The sequence below is a fragment of the Marinobacter sp. Arc7-DN-1 genome (assembly GCF_003441595.1).
Classification (GTDB): domain Bacteria; phylum Pseudomonadota; class Gammaproteobacteria; order Pseudomonadales; family Oleiphilaceae; genus Marinobacter; species Marinobacter metalliresistant.
In genome coordinates, this window is the sequence record NZ_CP031848.1 from 2,994,693 (window position 1) to 3,011,577 (window position 16,885).

18 protein-coding genes and 1 pseudogene are annotated in these 16,885 nt (G+C 58.1%); 2 read left to right on the forward strand and 17 right to left on the reverse strand.

The genetic code is table 11. The annotated features are described in order from the left end of the window. Nucleotides 1–199: 199 nt before the first annotated feature. The 14 genes and pseudogenes from D0851_RS14045 to D0851_RS14110 all read right to left on the reverse strand — a co-directional run bounded on the left by D0851_RS14045 (nucleotide 200) and on the right by D0851_RS14110 (nucleotide 12,478). The gene (locus D0851_RS14045) at nucleotides 200–1,117 is read right to left on the reverse strand and encodes a flagellar motor protein MotB (protein WP_117619203.1); all 918 of its coding nucleotides are present in this window, start codon (nucleotides 1,115–1,117) and stop codon (nucleotides 200–202) included. A 2-nt stretch (nucleotides 1,118–1,119) separates the two neighbouring features. Beyond that, a complete protein-coding gene (pomA, locus tag D0851_RS14050) occupies nucleotides 1,120–1,890 on the reverse strand; it encodes a flagellar motor protein PomA (protein ID WP_117619204.1) in 771 nt (256 codons plus the stop codon). Nucleotides 1,891–1,960: 70 nt separating this feature from the next. Continuing rightward, the gene (locus D0851_RS14055) at nucleotides 1,961–2,380 is read right to left on the reverse strand and encodes a YkvA family protein (protein ID WP_117619205.1); all 420 of its coding nucleotides are present in this window, start codon (nucleotides 2,378–2,380) and stop codon (nucleotides 1,961–1,963) included. A 73-nt stretch (nucleotides 2,381–2,453) separates the two neighbouring features. After that, nucleotides 2,454–4,115 carry a phytoene desaturase family protein gene (locus D0851_RS14060; protein WP_117619206.1) on the reverse strand — a complete coding sequence of 554 codons (1,662 nt, stop codon included), beginning with the start codon at nucleotides 4,113–4,115 and terminating at the stop codon, nucleotides 2,454–2,456. Then, entirely contained in the window at nucleotides 4,106–4,603 is a 498-nt protein-coding gene (locus D0851_RS14065; RefSeq protein ID WP_227539308.1) for a DUF6231 family protein, read from the reverse strand. The genes D0851_RS14060 and D0851_RS14065 overlap by 10 nt, the downstream gene beginning before the upstream one ends. Before the next feature lie 138 nt (nucleotides 4,604–4,741). Further along, nucleotides 4,742–4,810, reverse strand: a pseudogene (locus D0851_RS20855) (hypothetical protein); the annotation flags it as partial. 154 nt (nucleotides 4,811–4,964) lie between these two features. Continuing rightward, nucleotides 4,965–5,681, reverse strand: coding sequence for an ABC transporter ATP-binding protein (locus tag D0851_RS14075; protein WP_117619207.1), 717 nt, complete (start codon nucleotides 5,679–5,681; stop codon nucleotides 4,965–4,967). Then, a complete protein-coding gene (locus D0851_RS14080; protein ID WP_117619208.1) occupies nucleotides 5,678–6,421 on the reverse strand; it encodes an ABC transporter ATP-binding protein in 744 nt (247 codons plus the stop codon). The genes D0851_RS14075 and D0851_RS14080 overlap by 4 nt, the downstream gene beginning before the upstream one ends. 13 nt (nucleotides 6,422–6,434) lie before the next feature. Then, nucleotides 6,435–7,412 (reverse strand): branched-chain amino acid ABC transporter permease, encoded by a 978-nt coding sequence (locus tag D0851_RS14085; protein WP_117619209.1) that lies wholly within the window; start codon nucleotides 7,410–7,412, stop codon nucleotides 6,435–6,437. Next, nucleotides 7,402–8,274, reverse strand: coding sequence for a branched-chain amino acid ABC transporter permease (locus D0851_RS14090; RefSeq protein ID WP_117619210.1), 873 nt, complete (start codon nucleotides 8,272–8,274; stop codon nucleotides 7,402–7,404). Before D0851_RS14090 ends, D0851_RS14085 begins: the two co-directional genes overlap by 11 nt. An 87-nt stretch (nucleotides 8,275–8,361) precedes the next feature. Next, nucleotides 8,362–9,621 (reverse strand): amino acid ABC transporter substrate-binding protein, encoded by a 1,260-nt coding sequence (locus tag D0851_RS14095; RefSeq protein ID WP_117619211.1) that lies wholly within the window; start codon nucleotides 9,619–9,621, stop codon nucleotides 8,362–8,364. Between the two features lie 282 nt (nucleotides 9,622–9,903). Further along, nucleotides 9,904–10,653, reverse strand: coding sequence for an SDR family oxidoreductase (locus tag D0851_RS14100; protein ID WP_117619212.1), 750 nt, complete (start codon nucleotides 10,651–10,653; stop codon nucleotides 9,904–9,906). A gap of 31 nt (nucleotides 10,654–10,684) precedes the next feature. Beyond that, nucleotides 10,685–11,806, reverse strand: coding sequence for an alkene reductase (locus D0851_RS14105; protein ID WP_117619213.1), 1,122 nt, complete (start codon nucleotides 11,804–11,806; stop codon nucleotides 10,685–10,687). Between the two features lie 84 nt (nucleotides 11,807–11,890). Further along, complete coding sequence (locus D0851_RS14110) at nucleotides 11,891–12,478, reverse strand: TetR/AcrR family transcriptional regulator (protein ID WP_117619214.1); 588 nt, start codon at nucleotides 12,476–12,478, stop codon at nucleotides 11,891–11,893. A gap of 91 nt (nucleotides 12,479–12,569) precedes the next feature. Between D0851_RS14110 and D0851_RS14115 the strand changes: the two genes are divergently transcribed. Then, the gene (locus D0851_RS14115) at nucleotides 12,570–13,682 is read left to right on the forward strand and encodes an S-(hydroxymethyl)glutathione dehydrogenase/class III alcohol dehydrogenase (protein WP_117619215.1); all 1,113 of its coding nucleotides are present in this window, start codon (nucleotides 12,570–12,572) and stop codon (nucleotides 13,680–13,682) included. A gap of 40 nt (nucleotides 13,683–13,722) precedes the next feature. Here D0851_RS14115 and D0851_RS14120 read toward each other — a convergent pair whose 3' ends face one another. Both D0851_RS14120 and D0851_RS14125 read right to left on the reverse strand, forming a co-directional pair. Beyond that, the gene (locus D0851_RS14120; protein WP_117619216.1) at nucleotides 13,723–14,769 is read right to left on the reverse strand and encodes a peptidoglycan -binding protein; all 1,047 of its coding nucleotides are present in this window, start codon (nucleotides 14,767–14,769) and stop codon (nucleotides 13,723–13,725) included. Then, nucleotides 14,766–15,494: a MotA/TolQ/ExbB proton channel family protein gene (locus D0851_RS14125; protein WP_117619217.1), complete on the reverse strand. Its 729-nt coding sequence runs from the start codon at nucleotides 15,492–15,494 to the stop codon at nucleotides 14,766–14,768. The genes D0851_RS14120 and D0851_RS14125 overlap by 4 nt, the downstream gene beginning before the upstream one ends. A 94-nt stretch (nucleotides 15,495–15,588) precedes the next feature. On the opposite strand from D0851_RS14125, the gene D0851_RS14130 reads away from it, so the two are divergent. Beyond that, entirely contained in the window at nucleotides 15,589–16,041 is a 453-nt protein-coding gene (locus tag D0851_RS14130) for an acyl-CoA thioesterase (protein ID WP_117619218.1), read from the forward strand. A gap of 77 nt (nucleotides 16,042–16,118) precedes the next feature. Here D0851_RS14130 and D0851_RS14135 read toward each other — a convergent pair whose 3' ends face one another. Next, on the reverse strand, nucleotides 16,119–16,802 hold the full coding sequence (locus D0851_RS14135; protein WP_117619219.1) for a type 1 glutamine amidotransferase domain-containing protein: 684 nt from the start codon (nucleotides 16,800–16,802) through the stop codon (nucleotides 16,119–16,121). Nucleotides 16,803–16,885 lie beyond the last annotated feature (83 nt).

Consider the following 16,885-nt stretch of genomic DNA (forward strand, 5'->3'; position numbering starts at 1 on the left):
TCCGGGCCGTTGTGCATGGAAAGGGCATGGAATTGTGCATTGATGAGGTGCAGGATAAGCAAGAGCTGTTCCAAAACAATGCATTTCGAGAGTGGGACGGGGGTTGCGGCAATATTGAAAGCGGCTGGCGGGGTATGGTTGGCGCTTACCGCACTATAGTTGTGCGTTTTCAGGGTGAATGCACCAATCTGGCGTGTTTTTACCAGCTAATTTCGCCGGAAGAGGGGGTGCCGGACTCGATCCCAATGATCGTTTCCTGATCCACGGATTCGGACTCAATAAGCTCCCGCAGGCGAATTTCCTGTTCCTGCATGGGCTCGGAAAGATCAATGATGATCTCCACCCGGCGGTTTTTTGCGCGGTTCCCGGGGGAAGTGTTCGACACTCTCGGCTCGGTATCCGCCAGCCCGGTTACCGCAAGCCTGGTGGGCTGCACGTAATCCCGGGCCAGCAATACATTGGCGACAGCCGCCGCCCGGGCCGCGGACAGGTCCCAGTTGCTGTAGAAGCGTTCTGTGCGGATGGGCACGTTGTCGGTATGGCCTTCAATGGTCAGGTTGCCGGGAATCGTGGCCAGAACTTTCGCCATTTCCAGCAGGAGGCCCTCGAACTCCCAGGTCAGCTGTGCGGAGCCTGATGGAAACGAGCCTTTTTCCTCGACGCGGATCACGATGCGCCGCTGGTCCTGGCTGACGTTGATGCGTCCGTCGGCGATGGCCGGCTCCAGCACCTGTGCAAGATCGCCCATGGTTTCCTTTATCTGGTCCTGGATCGCGGCCTCCACGGCCAGGTCTGCGGGGCTTTTCAGGGTCTGCAGCTCCGGCTGTTCATCCGTGGTGGTTTGCTTTACTTCATTTACTACCGTGGGCTCCGGAGGGGCGGGCGAGAAGGTGTCAAAAACGGGGCTGGTGCCCTTGGGTATTTCCAGCACCGGTACCTCGCGCTGGACCCCGAAGGCCTTGGAAAGTTCGCCGGCAATCTGCTTGAACTTCTGGGCGTCGATTTCCGAGAACGAAAGCAGCAGAACAAAGAAACACATCAGCAGGGACATCAGGTCTGCAAAGGTGACTACCCAGGCGGGGATGCCCGGTTTTTCCTCTTCCGGCAGCTCATCCATGCCTATGTGCCCTCGGCTTCGACCAGTTTCTCACGCTCCTTCGGTGGCAGGTAGCTTGACAGCATCTGTTCGATAATCCGCGGATTGGTGCCTTCCTGAATGGCCACAAGAGCGTCTGTGTAAAGCGACTGCATCCGGGCTTCTTCTGTCATTCGCAGAGACAGCTTGTCTGCGATGGGCGTAGCGATCATGGTGGCGATCATGGCGCCATAGAGTGTGGTCAGAAGCGCAACGGCCATGGCGGGGCCGATGGATTTCGGGTCTTCCATGTTGGAAAGCATCTGAACCAGACCGATGAGGGTGCCGATCATGCCCATGGCCGGAGCGACGTCCGCCATGGCGGTAAAAACCTTGGCGCCGGAGCGGTTGTGCTCCAGTGTCATCAGGCGTTCCTTGCTCAGCAGCTGCTTGATGGTATTGCCGTCCTGGCCGTCAACCAGCATCTGGATGCCCTGCCCCAGAAACGGGCTACTTACTTCCCGGCCCTCAAGGCCGAGTACGCCCTCTTTTCTGGCGACATTGGCGATATCCACCAGTTCTTCAATGCTGGCCTGGGTTTCCGGTAACTTGAACTTGAATGCCCTGGCAGCGGCCTTGAAGGCGCCGAAAAACTGGGCAATGCTGAACTTGGCAAGTACCACCAGCAACGTGCCGCCAACAACGATCAAGAGTGACGCAGGATTGATAAAAACCAAAGGCGATACGCCGAGAATCACTGCGGAGGCGATAAGTATTATGGCGCCAGCAAGACCAATAAGAGTGGCGAAATCCACGGGAACTCCAGATTTGATTGACGTGCCGACAGAACTGGGGGGGTGAGGTTACCTTCAGTTCAGAGTTTAATCAATTCGTCTGAGGGACACTTTTCACCTCTTCCTGCTGCTCTTTCCAGGCCGCGTAACGGTGCAGGTCGGATTCCACCAGCTTCAGACACAGGGCGACCACGCCGGCATCGTCGAGAAAACCGAAACCCAGAATCAGATCCGGGATAACATCCAGCGGGTTCATGACATACAGCAGCGCTCCCGCCACCGCTGCGATTGTCTTCCAGGGAACGCTGCGGTAATTGCCGTACCAGTAGTCCCGGATCATCGAGAACATCAGCTGGATATCCGCACTGAAACGCTTCAGTTTGCCGCTGCCTTTCACTTTTTCCTCAATGGCGCGTTGCCGGTCCAGCAGTTTTTCAAGGTCTTCCCGATGGACCTTGCTGGCTTCCGCGTTTAACTGTTTCTCTGCGTTTTTCTGGCTGAACAGGGCCATGAACAGGTTCCCTTTATTACCTGAGATGTTGGGCAGCCATGATCGCGCAACCCCGGAGGCATTGCCAATGGCATTAACCCACGAAGATTCGCTTCGCCAGTCCGGTACCGCGCCAGCCCTGAATGGCCAGGGTGGTGACCAGGCCACCGATCATGGCGCCCACCACCCCGCAGGTGAGGATGTCCTGGCCGGTAAGGTAAAGGCCGGGAATGTCGGTTTTGGGTTTCAGCCAGTCCTGTTCAAACCGTTCCGGGTTGTGATCCAGGCCATACAGTTCGCCCCGGCCATAACGGCAGAACCAGGCGGTGGAAAGCGGGGTGGAGGTTTCCACGTAATCCACCTTGCCCCGCAACTGCGGCAGCTTTTCGTACATCACCTCCAGTAACTGGTCGGTGATCTTCTGCTTCAGGGCTTCATAGTCCTCGCCACGCTTGCCCCAGGGGGTGTCCTGCCAGGGCTCGAAAATCTCCCAGGTGGTGGGGGCGACTATCTCGATGGTGGAGGTGCCCGGCCAGCGGTTCTGGTAATCCGGATCCTTGGCGGCCGGGAAGGAGATGTACACCACCGGGAAATCCGCGTGCTCGGGGTCGTCAAGGAACTGCTGCACGTTGCCATCGTGATCGGCACCCGGGTATATCCAGAAATTGGTGCGGGGCAGCCCGAGCTGATCCGGCGTGCCTTTCAGACCAATGTACAGGCCAATGTGAGGCATGGACGGGGTGATGTGCTGGCGTTTGCCCTGATAGCCGGTTCTTTCGGCTACAGCGGCCGGCAGCAGCTTCTCGAAGGTATTGATGACACCGGCATTACTGATCACCAGGGGCGCGCGGATCTCTTCGCCATCGGCCATGCGTACACCCGTCGCCTTGCCTTTTTCGACCAGGATCTCGGTAACATCGGCGTAGGTGAATGCCTCTCCGCCGGACTCCTGAATCACCGGAATAATGGTTTTGGCGATTTCCGAGGCGCCGCCGACAGGGTAAAAACCGCCATACAGGTAGTGTTTGGCAATCAGCGCATGGACCATAAAGCTGGACTGTTTCGGCGTAACCCCGCAATCGCCCCACTGGCCGGTGATGGCGCCAATCAGTTCCTGGTTGTCAGTCAGCTCGCTCAGTACGTCCCAGGTGGTCTTGTTAAAGCACTCCGGCAGTGCCACATCCAGGCCCTTGCGAACAATGGGGCCGAGAATGCCGGGGGTCAGTTTGGAGAGGGTGTACCACTGCATGCCGTCGGCTACCTTGTCCAGCAGCTTCAGGTACTGGTCGATGGCGCTCTGTTCATCGGGGAAAGCGCTGAGCAGCGAGTGCCGCAAGCCTTCCTTGCCGGCGCGCAGGTTGACCACCTTGTCGCCCAGAAAGAACCGGTCGTAGTTCTCGTCCATGGGGGCCCATTCCAGCTTGCCGTTGGTGATGTAGTCGAACAGCCGGCGGCCGAGGGTATGGGGTAAGCCCATGTCACCAATATAGTGCACACCCACATCCCACTCGTAACCGTTGCGGGCATAGCTGTGGGTATAGCCACCGGCGGTGTAATGCTGTTCCAGCACCAGAACCTTCTTGCCGGCCTTCGCCAGACACGCTGCCGTGGTCAGGCCGCCAATGCCGGAGCCGATCACGATGGCATCGTAGGGACCTTTCAGACGGTTGGCCCGGTACCGGGTGCCGATTCGGATGGTGCTGGGTTTGAGTTTTCCTGAAGACGGGCTGTTCACCACCTCGTTTTTTACCACCATGCTTTGCCCCACATTTCCGGATTGGCCCAGTTCTCTGGATTGTTCCAGGTCCGTTTATGGTTGTAAGTATCCAGGTTGTAGGTGTACAGCGTGAGTACGCCGTTCTCACTTTCCAGCTCGGCATGGCGCCGGAAGCCCAGGCCGATGAAATCGGTAAAGGCCCAGTCCGGCGCTTCGCCCACCAGCACGGCTATCTGATGGGTGCTGTAGTTCCTGAGCTGGCCCAGCAGCAGCGCCCCTTCGCCGTGGGGCAGATGTTCCAGGGTGTCGCTGATCAGTGCGAGATCCGCAACACGGTCCATTGGCAGGCTGGCGTTGGGGTCACTGGTGTCCAGGGTGTGCAGGTGAATGTCTTCCCGATGCTGTTGCCAGAACCGGGATACCTCTGTGGCCAGAGCTCCGCAGCTTAGCAGTGTGCCCGGCGCAGTGGTGTCGATAATGCGGGCCAGGGTGTCCCGCGCTGTGCTGGTATTTCCGGAATTTGTCATAGCTGCCACGCCTGTCACAACAGAGGCCAGTCTGCTGCATCCACTGTGTAATCCCGCGGGCTGTTCCGCTTGTCCGCCCCAGTGATCCACGAAGGTGCCCGTGGGATCGTGCTGTTGCGTCGGCTTATCGGGGTTGAACTGCCTCAGACCTCTGGGGCCGGCTCCTACGCCGACGAGGTATTGCCGGCTACCGTAGTTGCTCCCCACATCATAGTCGATCAGCTGCTCTTCACGCCATGCCGCGCCGTAACGCCAGTCCTTGAAGCGATGAGCATGGAAAGTGCCGGAGGTGTTGAAAACCAGATCGTAAAGGTATTGGAGAAGGCGGTAGAGGGTCGAAAACAGGTTGCCGTGGCTTGTCTCAGTTGCCGCCCATATAGATCGACATCAAATGATTGTCATCCTTGATGTCCTCCTTTGTACCTGCAAATTTACGCTTCCCACCCGCAAAGATATAAACACTGTCGGCGACGGGTAAGGCTTCACGAATATTCTGTTCCACCATGATGACGCCGACCCCTCGCTCTTTCAGGCTGACAACCCGCTCCATGGTTTCGTGGACCAGCGCCGGCGAGAGTCCGGCCGATGGCTCGTCAAGCATCACAAACGCCGGGTCTGTTACCAGAGCCCGGGCGATGGCCACCATCATCTGTTCTCCCCCCGACAGTGAGCCCGCCGGGGTATTCCTGCGGCGCTGCAGGTTCGGGTAATCCGCAATCAATGATTCAATGCGGTCTTCAATGACACGCTTGTTGTCCAGCGCATAGCCACCCATTCTGAGATTTTCCATGACGGTAAATCGCGGAAATACCCCCCCGCCCTGGGGCATCATCACAATGCCTTTGCGCACCATGTTGTGTACCGGTAATCCGGTGAGCTCGGTATTGCCGAGAGTTATCCGCCCGGACCATGCAGGTAGGAGGCCGGCAATAGCCTTTATAACAGTGGACTTCCCGCTGCCATTGGGTCCGAAAATGCAGGTTATCTGCCCCGGCCGGGCAGAAACGGTAATGTCATGCACGATTTCCTGTTTGCCGTAACCGGTAATCAGATTGTCGACTCTCAACTCGTTGCTCATGTGCGCCCCAGGTAGGCTTTCTGGACATTGGTGTCGCTGGCAATGGTTTCAAAATCGCCTTCCGCGACGATTTTGCCCTGATCCATCACCACTAGCCGGTCGCAGATTTCTTTCACCATTTCCATGTCATGTTCAATGACCAAAAAAGTGATGCCGGTTTTTCGTAATCGCTGTATGGCGCCCAGAATGATCTGGCGTATGTTCGGGTGCACGCCTGCAGTGACCTCATCGAGCAAAATCACTTTCGGGTCGCGCATGCAGACCCGGCCGAACTCCACCAGTTTCTGCTGACCGCCGGAAAGCTCTGAGGCCAGGTTGTTGACCACGTGGCTGATCTCCAGCATTTCCAGAGTATCTTCCATCCTGTCACGGGCATTTTGCCAGTCTCCTTCGACGGCGGCTGCCAGTAAGTTGTCCCTGACCGTCATATTGATAAACAGGGAAGGAATCTGAAAGGTCCGGCTTATGCCGGTACGGGCGATTTTCCAGGTGGGCCAGCCAGTAACGTCGATTCCCAGCAGACGTATCTTCCCGGTATCTGGCTTCTGGCCTCCTGCCGCGAGACTGAACAGCGTCGACTTACCGCTGCCATTAGGGCCAATCACCCCAACCACTTCACCAGCACCGGCTGACAGTGAGACGTCGTCGACTGCGGTAATCCCACCAAAGTGCTTGGCAACCGACTCTATGGCCAGCGGTGGGTGCCCTGGTGACTCGGCTTTACGGGAAGCAGGTGACATCAGAGGCCTTCTCCTAAAGTTTGCTGAGAATGCTGGAAATAAGTTCCTTGCCGCGCTGGCGACCCACGACAAGGCTAATCAACCCGTTGGGCAGGAACAGAACCACCAGCGCGATAATAACGCCGAGTATGGGGAGGTATATGACGGTGTCCCCGAACGTCGACCAGATGTAACGATTGGTGATCCAGAGTAATACCGCGCCCAGGGCAGGGCCCCAGACGGTTCCAAGCCCGCCGAGAAGTACCATAACGACCATCTGGTCGGTAATCTCCGGTCCCATGACGGAGTGGGGGTCGATATAGGTTGTCCAGTATGCGTAGATGCTTCCGAAAAGTGCGGTGATGGCTGCCGAGAGCGCAAAGGACTGGACTTTGACCAGGTTTGTTCGGATGCCCAGCGATTCGGCGGCCGGTTCGTCATCCCGCAAGGCCTTGATCCTGAACCCGAAGCGTGAATGTTCGATTAACAGCCAGGTGCCGACGAAGCTGGCCGTCGCTGCGATCAGCATGGTGTAGTAGAAGAAAAATTCATTAAGGTAGGCAGGCAGGGAGAGCCCGGCTGTGCCACCGGTAACGTCCAGAACCGTGACCAGTTGCAGCAGCATTTCGGCGAACGCCCAGGTTGCAATGGCAAAATAGGCGCCCCTGAGCCGCATGGTCGGCCCGCCAATGGCCACAGCGACGGCGATTGCCAGAATAATCGCCGGCAGCAGGGTGACAAAGAACGAGGCGCCAACATCAGACTGCATCAGGATGGCGGTGGTGTAGGCACCGATTCCGAAGAAGGCCGAGTGTCCGAAACTGATATACCCGGCGTAACCACCCACAATGTTCCAGGCACAGGCCAGGCCCGCCCACATCAGTGCGCCGGTGGCAATTCTGAGCGTGTAAGAGTCGATAAAGGCGGGCAATACCGCCAGGGCGACCACAATGGCGCCGATCAGAACCGCCCGGACGATGAATTTTGGGGTCAGAACAGGTTTAGATGCCACGTCCCAGAACTCCTTTCGGTGCAACCAGAAGGGCGAGGTACAGGGTTCCGAAAACAATCAGTAAGGAATATCGGGCGCCAATATAGGTGGCGACATAGGCCTCAAGCAGACCAAGAGCGAGGCCGGCGACCAGAACGCCACCAACCGATCCGAGCCCGGCGAGCACTGCGACAAAAAATGCAAAGAGCGTATAGCGGATGCCTACGGTCGGGTTGACGGAATAGATGGTTGCGATCAGTACCCCGGCGGAGGCAGTCAAACCGGTGTATATGCCGTACACCCAGGCGGAAACCCGCTTCACATCTACGCCCATCAGTCCGGCATGGTCACGGTTTTGAGCCAGGGCCCTTACGGCCATGCCAAAACGACTCCGGTAGAGCAGAATAAACAGTCCCAGGCTGAACAGCAGCGCCATGAGAAAGGCGGACAATCGCATCAGGGGAATGGTGACTGGACCCAGGCTCAGGAACTGACCCGACAATACGGATTCGACGCTGCGGCTGTTGTAGGACCAAAGCCAAAGGGCGCCCCCACGCATGAACAGGAATATGCCGAAAGTAAAGGCCAGTGCCATCAGGTCTGGTCGGGCATACCGGCTGGTTCTGACACGGTATATCAAAGGGCCCAGCCCACGGCCGATCAGCAGGAAAAGTGCAAAAACCAGGAAAATACTGATAAAGGGGTCAATGCCGGCCAGGGTTACCAGCCAGTAGGCGGTGTAACCCCCAAGCATCGCCCAGCCCCCGACAGCGAAGTCGATTACATGGAGCACGCCGAAGGTGAGCTGGAATCCGATCGTCAGGCAAATCAGGATCCCGCCGATCAGGATGCCATTTACAAGTGTTTGCAGGAAAAGGTCCAAGTCGGTACTCCTTATCCACGCGTTGTTACCGTCGCCGGCAGCTTTTCCGTCAGGAGAGCTATCGGCGATTATACATCCGGCTCGACGTCAGGAAGTGCCGGGGATTGGGTAGACAAGCTCTCCCTTGGCCGCCTTTTCCGGAGCCACCGGCACGACATCGCCATTCTTGATCTGGATGACAACCGGTACGGGCCTGGTATTGTTGTGGTAGTGACTGCCTTCCTTGGCAAATCCCACCGGGCCGTAGAAGGTTTCAATGTCGGTATCTTCAATCGCCTTGGCGAGCTCCGCACGGGTTCCCTGATCCCAGGGCGGCGCTTTCCCGAGCCGGCGTGCAGCGTCCTGGAGCACAAGGCCACTGGCTGAACAGGCCGCTTCGGTGTAATCAGGCCGCGTGCCCCACCTTGAAAAGGACAGGTCTGAGTAGTCACTTGCGGTTCCAAACAGTTCGTCCTTGTACGGTAATCCGGCGGTCCACACGGAAACACCGAGAATGCCGTTTGACCCGCTTCCAGTTTCGTTGATAAACGCTGCGGAGGTTACACCGTAGTGCATGATGAGGGCCTTTGGCTTATAATTCAGTGCCTTGGCTGTATTTACGAAATTAATAAAGACGCTTTCATGCCCACCGACAGCCACGATATCCGGGTTGCTCGATTTGAGCTTGGATACAATAGCCGACAGATCGGATTCGGCAGGAAACAGCTCATAACTCAGAAGATCCAGCCCAGACTCCTCGACACCCTTGCGGAAACCCTCCGCTGTTTCCTTGGAAAATGGTTCATCAACTCCGATAACCGCAGCGGTTTTTGCCCGATCACCGAGTGTGTCGGCCAGCACCACCATAGACTTGTCTGTCGTGAGATCCACGGCCGGAATCATCCCGAAATTGAACGCCGGTTTTGCCAGCCAGACATTCGGTGATTCGGCGGATCCAGAAATCATCGGCACCCTGTATTTTTGACTGATGGGTTGCACTGCGAGGGTGACGCCAGAGGTATAGGGGCCGAACAGGACATCGACCTTGTCCTGGATGATCAGTCTTTCTGCGGCATCTGCACCAGAGGCCGGTCTCGACTGGGCATCACCATAAAACATCTCCACGGGATACCGTTTTCCCGCAATCTCGATGCCTCCAAGCTTGTTGATTTCCTCGGCCCACAGATCGTAACCCCGGCGGGTCAGGTTACCACCAAAACGATTTGCGCCGGATAATGAGGTGACGACACCACAACGAATCCTGTGTTCTTGCGCGTTAACGTTTAACGCCGGAAAACCAAGGGTCATTGCGCCGGTGCCGAGTAAGGAATTTCTGAGAAACTTCCTGCGGGAAAATTTATGACTCATGAGCCTGCTCCCCCAATGGGTGAATTCAGTGCCTTGCTGTACCTCTGAACATGCCGTGCCAACGCCTGAAAATCAGCCGGTGCGGTGATTCCAGATACATGGTAATGGGTAGTCCAGATTCCTGAGGATTTCAAACGGGATAATCAAATACGGCTGAATGGCTTTGAGTTTCGGGGCACAAGGATATGGGATGGGAGGAAGGGAAATCTCTGAAGATGGGTCGCCAACGCCGCTAGATGGGGCACTGCGGCGTTGCGACGGATTTGAAGGACCGGGTTGGTGTTACAGCTCCTGGGCCGTGGGCCGCAGGATGATTTCGTTGATATCGACGTCCGCGGGCTGTTCGATGGCATAAACAATGGCCCGGGCCACGGCGTCGGAATCAATCGCCACCTTGTAGAGCTCATCCGCCGCCTGTTTGGCGTCCGGATCGGTGATGGTGCTGGTGAGCTCGGTCGCCACCGCCCCCGGCGAGATGTTGGTGCTGCGGATCTCGTCACCCGCTTCCATGCGCAGCCCTTCAGACAGAGCCCGGACGGCGTATTTGGTGGCGCAGTAGACAGCGGCCCCCGGAAACAGTTTGTGGCCGGCGACGGACGACAGGTTGATGACGTGTCCGCTGTGTTGTTCCCTCATGGTTGGCAACACCGCCGCGATTCCATACATCACGCCCTTGATGTTGACGTCCACCATCTGTTCCCATTCGTCTACCTTCAGGGCGTCCAGCGGCGCCAGAGGCATCAGGCCGGCGTTATTGACCAGCACATCGATCCGGCCGAAGGCCTCTTTAGCCGCCGCGGCCAGGGATTCCACCTGGGCGCGGTCGGTCACGTCGGTGACCTGCCAGATTGCCTCGGCGCCCCTGGATTCCAGGTCCTCCGCCAGGGCTTTCAGGCGATCTTCACGGCGGGCGGCGAGTACCAGCCTGGCACCCCTGTCGGCCAGGCGGCGGGCAGTGGCTTCACCGAGACCACTGCTGGCACCGGTGATAATCACGACTTTGCTGTTGATCGGGTCGTTGGTATTGCTCATGGCGTGTCTCCTTTGGGAGTGAAAGCTTTATTCAGGCGCTCTTTTCGAGTTCCTGTAGCGTTGGGTAATCGGTGTATCCGTGCTCGTCGCCGCCGTAAAAGGTGCTGTCGTCCCACTCGTTCAGCGGCGCATTCTGGCGGAAGCGCTCCGGCAGATCCGGGTTGGCGATAAACGGGCGACCGAAGCTGACCAGATCGCAGCGACCTTCGTTGATGCGCTTCCGGGCCTCATCAGCGGTGTAGGCACCGTTGGCGATATAGGTGCCTTTAAAGCCGGCACGGATGGCATCGATCACCTCTTCCGGGCGTCCGTTGGCATGATTGCCCTGGAAGGAGTCCTCCACCACTTCGATATAGGCAATGCCCAGGTCGTTCAGGTGCCGGGCGAAGGCGCCGAAGGTCTCAACCGGGTTGTCGTCGTTCATGGCGTTGAAGCTGCCGGTGGGACTGACGCGAACCCCGACTTTGTCCTTGCCCCAGACGTCGATAACGGCTTCGATCACCATCAGCGGCAGGCGCAGGCGGTTTTCCACCGAGCCACCATACTCGTCGGTGCGCTGGTTGCTGCCGCTCCTGATGAACTGGTCCAGCAGATAGCCGTTGGCGGCATGGACTTCAACACCATCAAAGCCGGCTTGCTTTGCGTTCAGTGCGCCCTGGCGGTATTGCTCGACGATATCGGCCATTTCCCCGGTTTCCAGGGCCCGTGGCTCCGGAATATCCACCATGCCAGAGTCGGCGCTGATGAAGGTCTTGGCGCCTTCGGGCCTGATGGCGGAAGGCGCAACGGGCTGCTCACCATTCGGCTGCAGATCCGGATGGGAAATCCGGCCCACGTGCCACAGCTGCATGTGGATCCGGCCACCGGCCATGTGCACCGCACCGGTTATCTTCTTCCAGCCTTCAACCTGCTCGGGCGAATGAATGCCGGGGGTAAAGGCATAGCCCTTGCCCTGTGGTGATACCTGGGTGGCTTCACTGATGATCAGGCCGGCGCTGGCCCGTTGCTGGTAGTAGCGGGCGTTCATGTCGTTGGGAACGTCCCCGGGCTGGCTTGAGCGGGAGCGTGTCAGTGGCGACATCAGAACCCGGTTGGGCAGGGCCAGTTGGCCCAGGTGGCACGGTTGAAACAGTGGATCGTTCTGGTTGCTCATCGGGCATCCTCCTTCAGATGAAATACTCTTAAGATTAAATGCTATTAATTAGACCAGTCTACTAGTCAGTGATCGAAAAAAAGTTCAGTCGATGTTCAGGCACTGCTTGAAAAAGACCCGCACGAACCGCTCCATGGGTTCCGTGGACTTGAGAACCTTAGAGCGCAGGATGGCGCCCTCCCAACCGGATAGCAGAAAGCTGGCGGCGTCGGCCGGGTCTATGCCGGCGCTGATGTCCCCGGCCCGTTGGGCCTCACGAAGGCACTGTTCGAACCGTTTTTCCCAACTGGCAAAGACCGTGTCCAGCCGTTGCCGGAAGGCTTCGTTCTGCCCTGCCAGCTCCTGGCCCAGATTGCCGATCAGGCAGCCCCGGGTGTACTCGCAACTGGTCATGGTCTCAAAGCCGGTATCGAAGTAGGCGCGCAAGCGGTCCACGCAGGTGCGGCTGGTGTCGTTGAGAATCCGATCCAGTTTGGCGTCGTATTCCTCCGCGAAGGTATCAATGACCGCCAGGCCGAAATCGTGCTTGCTGCTAAAGTAGTGGTAGAACGACCCCTTGGGCACGCCGGCGGCCGTCAGCACGGCATTAATGCCGGTTGCGCCAAAACCTTTCTCGCCGATCAGGTCGGCGCCGGTGTGAATAATGTGAGTGCGGGTGTCGTTCGTTGTCATGTTTGCTATATTAGACCGGTCGTCTAGAGTCCGTCAAATAACCGGGATCCGCAATAGCCGAGATTCCCGATCGATCCAGAGGAGCCTGCCAGTGATTAAATCCCGTGCCGCGGTGGCGTTTGAAGCCAACAAACCGCTGGAAATCGTTGAAGTTGATGTTGCCCCGCCGCAGGAGGGCGAGGTCCTGGTGCGTATCGTTGCCACCGGTGTTTGTCACACTGATGCCTACACCCTCTCAGGGGCTGATCCCGAGGGACTGTTCCCGACGATCCTCGGCCATGAAGGCGGTGGTATTGTCGAGGCCGTAGGCCCTGGCGTGAAGAACCTGGAAGTCGGCGACCATGTGATTCCCCTGTACACCGCCGAATGCGGAGAGTGTAAGTTCTGTACCTCCGGCAAGACCAACCTGTGTGGTGCCGTGCGGGCGACCCAGGGCAAGGGCGTGATGCCGGACGGCACCTCCCGCTTCTCCTACAAGGGCCAGCCGCTGTACCATTACATGGGGTGCTCCACGTTCTCCGAGTACACTGTGCTGCCGGAAATCTCCCTGGCGAAGATTCCCAGGGAAGCACCCCTGGACAAGGTCTGCCTGCTGGGCTGTGGCGTGACCACCGGTATCGGCGCGGTTCTGAACACCGCCAAAGTTGAAGAAGGCGCGACTGTGGCCATCTTCGGTCTCGGCGGCATCGGCCTGGCCGCCATCATCGGTGCCAAGATGGCGAAAGCCGGCCGGATCATTGGTGTGGACATCAACCCGGGCAAGTTCGACATCGCCAGACAGCTGGGTGCCACCGATGTGGTCAATCCCAACGATTACGGCAAGCCGATTCAGGAAGTGATCGTCGAGATGACCGACGGCGGCGCGGACTACACCTTCGAGTGTGTGGGTAACGTGAAACTGATGCGCGCGGCACTCGAGGCCTGTCACAAGGGCTGGGGCGAATCCACCATCATCGGCGTTGCCGGCGCCGGCGAGGAAATCAGCACCCGCCCGTTCCAGTTGGTGACCGGCCGGGTCTGGCGTGGTTCAGCCTTCGGTGGTGTAAAGGGCCGTACCGAGCTTCCGGGCTATGTGGAAAAGGCCGAGAAGGGCGAGATTCCGCTGGCTGTGTTTATTACTCATGAAATGCCTTTGGAGGATATCAACAAGGCGTTTGATCTGATGCATGAGGGTAAGAGCATCCGGACGGTTATTCATTTTTGATGGGCCGCTGATCGGGGCTGGCGGCGCGGGCCGCGCCCGGTCAGCGATCCGTCAGCTTGAGCTCAATCCGCCGGTTCTTCTGTAGCGCTTCTGGCGAGGTGCCTTCTGCCACCGGGAAGAATTCGCCGAAGCCAGCGGCCACCATGCGTCGCTCGGGCACCCCCTGTGCTGCCAGATAGCGGACCACGGCCACGGCGCGGGCGGTGGAAAGCTCCCAGTTGGAGGGGAATTTGGGGGTGTTGATGGGCACAACGTCGGTATGGCCATCAATTCGCAGAATCCAGTCGACATCCTCCGGAATCTTGTCGGCGACAGCGAGCAACACTTTTGCCAGCTTGTCCAGTTCGCGCATGCCATCCTCACCAAGTTCTGCCGAACCCGAGGCAAACAACAACTCCGAGGGCAGCAGGAAACGGTCGCCCACCACCCGGATGTTCTCGTTGCTGGCGAGGATGTCCCGTAGTCGGGCAAAGAATTCCGACTGGTACTGTTCGAGCTGGTTTACGCGCTCGGCCAGCAAGGTATTCAGCCGCCGGCTGACCTGTTCCAGTTTCTGCTCTTTTTCCGCCGTCATCTGCTCCTGCAACTTCAGCGCGGAGGCGATCTGCCTCAGTTGCTCCCGCAGCGACGCAATCTGATTGGACAGCCGCAGGATCATCGCCTGCTGGCTGGCGGACATCTCCTCTTTCTCATCAATGGATTGCTCCATGCTTGCCAGCCGCTCGGCCCGGGCTTCGGCCATGGCGGTCTGCTGCATCAGTTGCTCGCGGGTGGACTCGAGCTGGTTCACCAGTTTGTCGTTTCGGGTCAGGCTGGCGCTGTAATCGTCCTGAAAGCTGGCCATCTGGTCTTCCAGGGCATCGGTCTTGTTCTGCTCCAGGCCCAGAAGCTCCGACAATTCGTTCAACTGGGCATTGAGGCGGGCCAACTGGGTGTCGCGGTCAGACAGGGTCTGGGAAAGATAAAGCTGGCTCACCACATAGACCAGCAGCATGAAGATCACGAGCATCAGCAGCGCCGAGAGGGCATCGACGTAACCCGGCCAGACGTTGGTGGTGCTTCGGCTGCGGCGTCTGGATCCGATCATGACAGGTCTTTCCTGTCATCCACCCGGTCCACCAGGTTGGTCACGCCGGTCAGCCACTCCTCAAGCCCGTCATAGAACCGGTTCTGGGCATGGCCGGCCTGGATGTCGAGGAAGCCGAGAATCAGCGATCCGCCCAGACCCAGCAGGGATGAACTGAAGGCCGTGCCCATGCCTTCAAGAGGTGTCAAAAGGCCCTCCTGAAGCTCGGCAAACACCTTGCCGAAGTCCTCCTGGCTCATGTCCAGGCCGGTGATCACCTGACCGACCGAATTGATGGTGCCAAGCAGCCCCCAGAAGGTGCCAAGCAGACCGAGGAATACCAGCAGGCTGATGAAATATCGGGTAATTTCCCGCTGTTCGTCCATACGCGAATGAATGCCATCGAGCACCGTGCGCAGGGACATGGTAGACAGGGTAAAACGATCGCGCTTGGCGTCCTCCCCCAGCTGCCGGGCCAGTGGCTTCAGCAGCCGCGGTTCCTGGACTACCGAGAGCCCGGCGTGGCCGGTGCGGAACTGGGCGATCCACTTCAGCTCCGGGAATAACACAAACACCTGTCGGTAGGTCAGGGCAATGCCGACAATCAGTACGCCCAGAATCAGGAGGTTGAAGACCCAGTTGGCCATAAAGGCGGAGATCAGGGGTTTGTGGATCAGGGCGCCGACAACCACGACCACGCCGAGGAAAATCGTCATCCAGAAAAGGGTGTGTTTGGGATTGCTCATGGAGAGGGCCAGCCTTTTGAGATATTCCTCAACACGTTAGCACAGATATGAGATGCTGTTGGGATCGGTAACTGAACTTTAATCGGGGAGCTTCATGGCTGGTGATCTGCCTTTCCACTTTCGCTTCCGCGTCCGCTACGGCGAATGTGATGCCCAGGGTGTGGTGTTTAATGCCCGTTATGCGGATTTTGTTGATATTTCGGTCAACGAATACATCCGCATGCTGTTCGGGGATTACCAGAATCTGCTGGACCAGGATCTGGACATCCAGGTGGTGAGTCTCACGGTGAACTGGAAAGCTCCGGCAAAATTCGATGAGGTTCTTGAGGCCCGGATTCGCACTGGGCGAATCGGCAACACGTCCTTCACGTTGCATCTGGAGTTTTTACGGTACGGAGATGAGGCCTTTATAGCCGACGCCGACATCACCTATGTAGTGATTCAGCCTTCGGTTATGGGGAAGGTGACAATACCGGACCACATACGGCAGTTGCTGGAGGCGGGTGCGCCCGGCGGATTGATCAGCCACGCCGGAGAGAGGGACTGAAAATGGGGTCAGATGAAAATGGGGTCAGATGAAAATTTCATCTGACCCCATTTTCATCTGACCCCGATTTCAACCGGTCAGCTTTCCTGCAGGGCCTGCACGACGGCCTTCGCCGCCCCTTCGGAAGACGCCGGGTTCTGACCGGTAATCAGCTTGCCATCCACCACAATATGCGGTGCCCAGTCGTCACCCCGGGTGTAGGTGGCGGTGTTTTCCTTCAGCATGTCTTCCAGCAGGAAAGGCACAATGCCGCTCAGGCCCACCGCCTCTTCCTCACTGTTGCTGAAGCCGGTCACTTCCCGGCCGCCAACAATGTTCTGGCCGGGCTTGATTTCCACGTTCTTGAACACGGCCGGCGCGTGGCATACGGCACCGATGACCTTGCCCTGCTCGTACGCAGTCTTGATCAGGGCGACGGATTTGTCGTCGTTGACCAGGTCCCACAGCGGGCCGTGGCCGCCCGGGTAGAAGATGGCGTCGTACTCGTTCATGTCCACGTCGCTCAGCTTCCTGGTGCTGGCCAGGGACTCCTTGGCGTGGGGATCTTCCTGGAAGCGCCGGGTGGTTTCGGTCAGGGCTTCTTCCGTCTCGCTGTTGGGATCCACCGGTGGCTGGCCGCCTTTCGGCGAGGCAATGGTGATATCCGCGCCGGCATCCCGGAAAACGTAGTAGGGTGCGGTGAACTCCTCGAGCCAGAAGCCGGTCTTGTGGCCGGTATCGCCCATCTGGTCATGTGAGGTGAGAACCATCAGAATCTTCATGGTGTCTGTCCTTAACGTTAACGAATGAATGGCACTTCTTGACTGGTCTGTGAAACAACCTTGTGCCGTCGGTGGCTGAATTC

Bases quoted from the DNA above. Each gene is read 5' to 3' on its own strand.
- D0851_RS14105 (WP_117619213.1), bottom strand. From the start codon at position 11,806: ATGAGCAACCAGAACGATCCACTGTTTCAACCGTGCCACCTGGGCCAA.
- D0851_RS14120 (WP_117619216.1), bottom strand. From the start codon at position 14,769: ATGATCGGATCCAGACGCCGCAGCCGAAGCACCACCAACGTCTGGCCG.
- D0851_RS14075 (WP_117619207.1), bottom strand. From the start codon at position 5,681: ATGAGCAACGAGTTGAGAGTCGACAATCTGATTACCGGTTACGGCAAA.
- D0851_RS14065 (WP_227539308.1), bottom strand. From the start codon at position 4,603: ATGACAAATTCCGGAAATACCAGCACAGCGCGGGACACCCTGGCCCGC.
- D0851_RS14100 (WP_117619212.1), bottom strand. From the start codon at position 10,653: ATGAGCAATACCAACGACCCGATCAACAGCAAAGTCGTGATTATCACC.
- D0851_RS14125 (WP_117619217.1), bottom strand. From the start codon at position 15,494: ATGAGCAATCCCAAACACACCCTTTTCTGGATGACGATTTTCCTCGGC.
- D0851_RS14080 (WP_117619208.1), bottom strand. From the start codon at position 6,421: ATGTCACCTGCTTCCCGTAAAGCCGAGTCACCAGGGCACCCACCGCTG.
- D0851_RS14045 (WP_117619203.1), bottom strand. From the start codon at position 1,117: ATGGATGAGCTGCCGGAAGAGGAAAAACCGGGCATCCCCGCCTGGGTA.
- D0851_RS14055 (WP_117619205.1), bottom strand. From the start codon at position 2,380: ATGGCCCTGTTCAGCCAGAAAAACGCAGAGAAACAGTTAAACGCGGAA.
- D0851_RS14095 (WP_117619211.1), bottom strand. From the start codon at position 9,621: ATGAGTCATAAATTTTCCCGCAGGAAGTTTCTCAGAAATTCCTTACTC.
- D0851_RS14060 (WP_117619206.1), bottom strand. From the start codon at position 4,115: ATGGTGGTAAAAAACGAGGTGGTGAACAGCCCGTCTTCAGGAAAACTC.
- D0851_RS14110 (WP_117619214.1), bottom strand. From the start codon at position 12,478: ATGACAACGAACGACACCCGCACTCACATTATTCACACCGGCGCCGAC.
- D0851_RS14135 (WP_117619219.1), bottom strand. From the start codon at position 16,802: ATGAAGATTCTGATGGTTCTCACCTCACATGACCAGATGGGCGATACC.
- D0851_RS14130 (WP_117619218.1), top strand. From the start codon at position 15,589: ATGGCTGGTGATCTGCCTTTCCACTTTCGCTTCCGCGTCCGCTACGGC.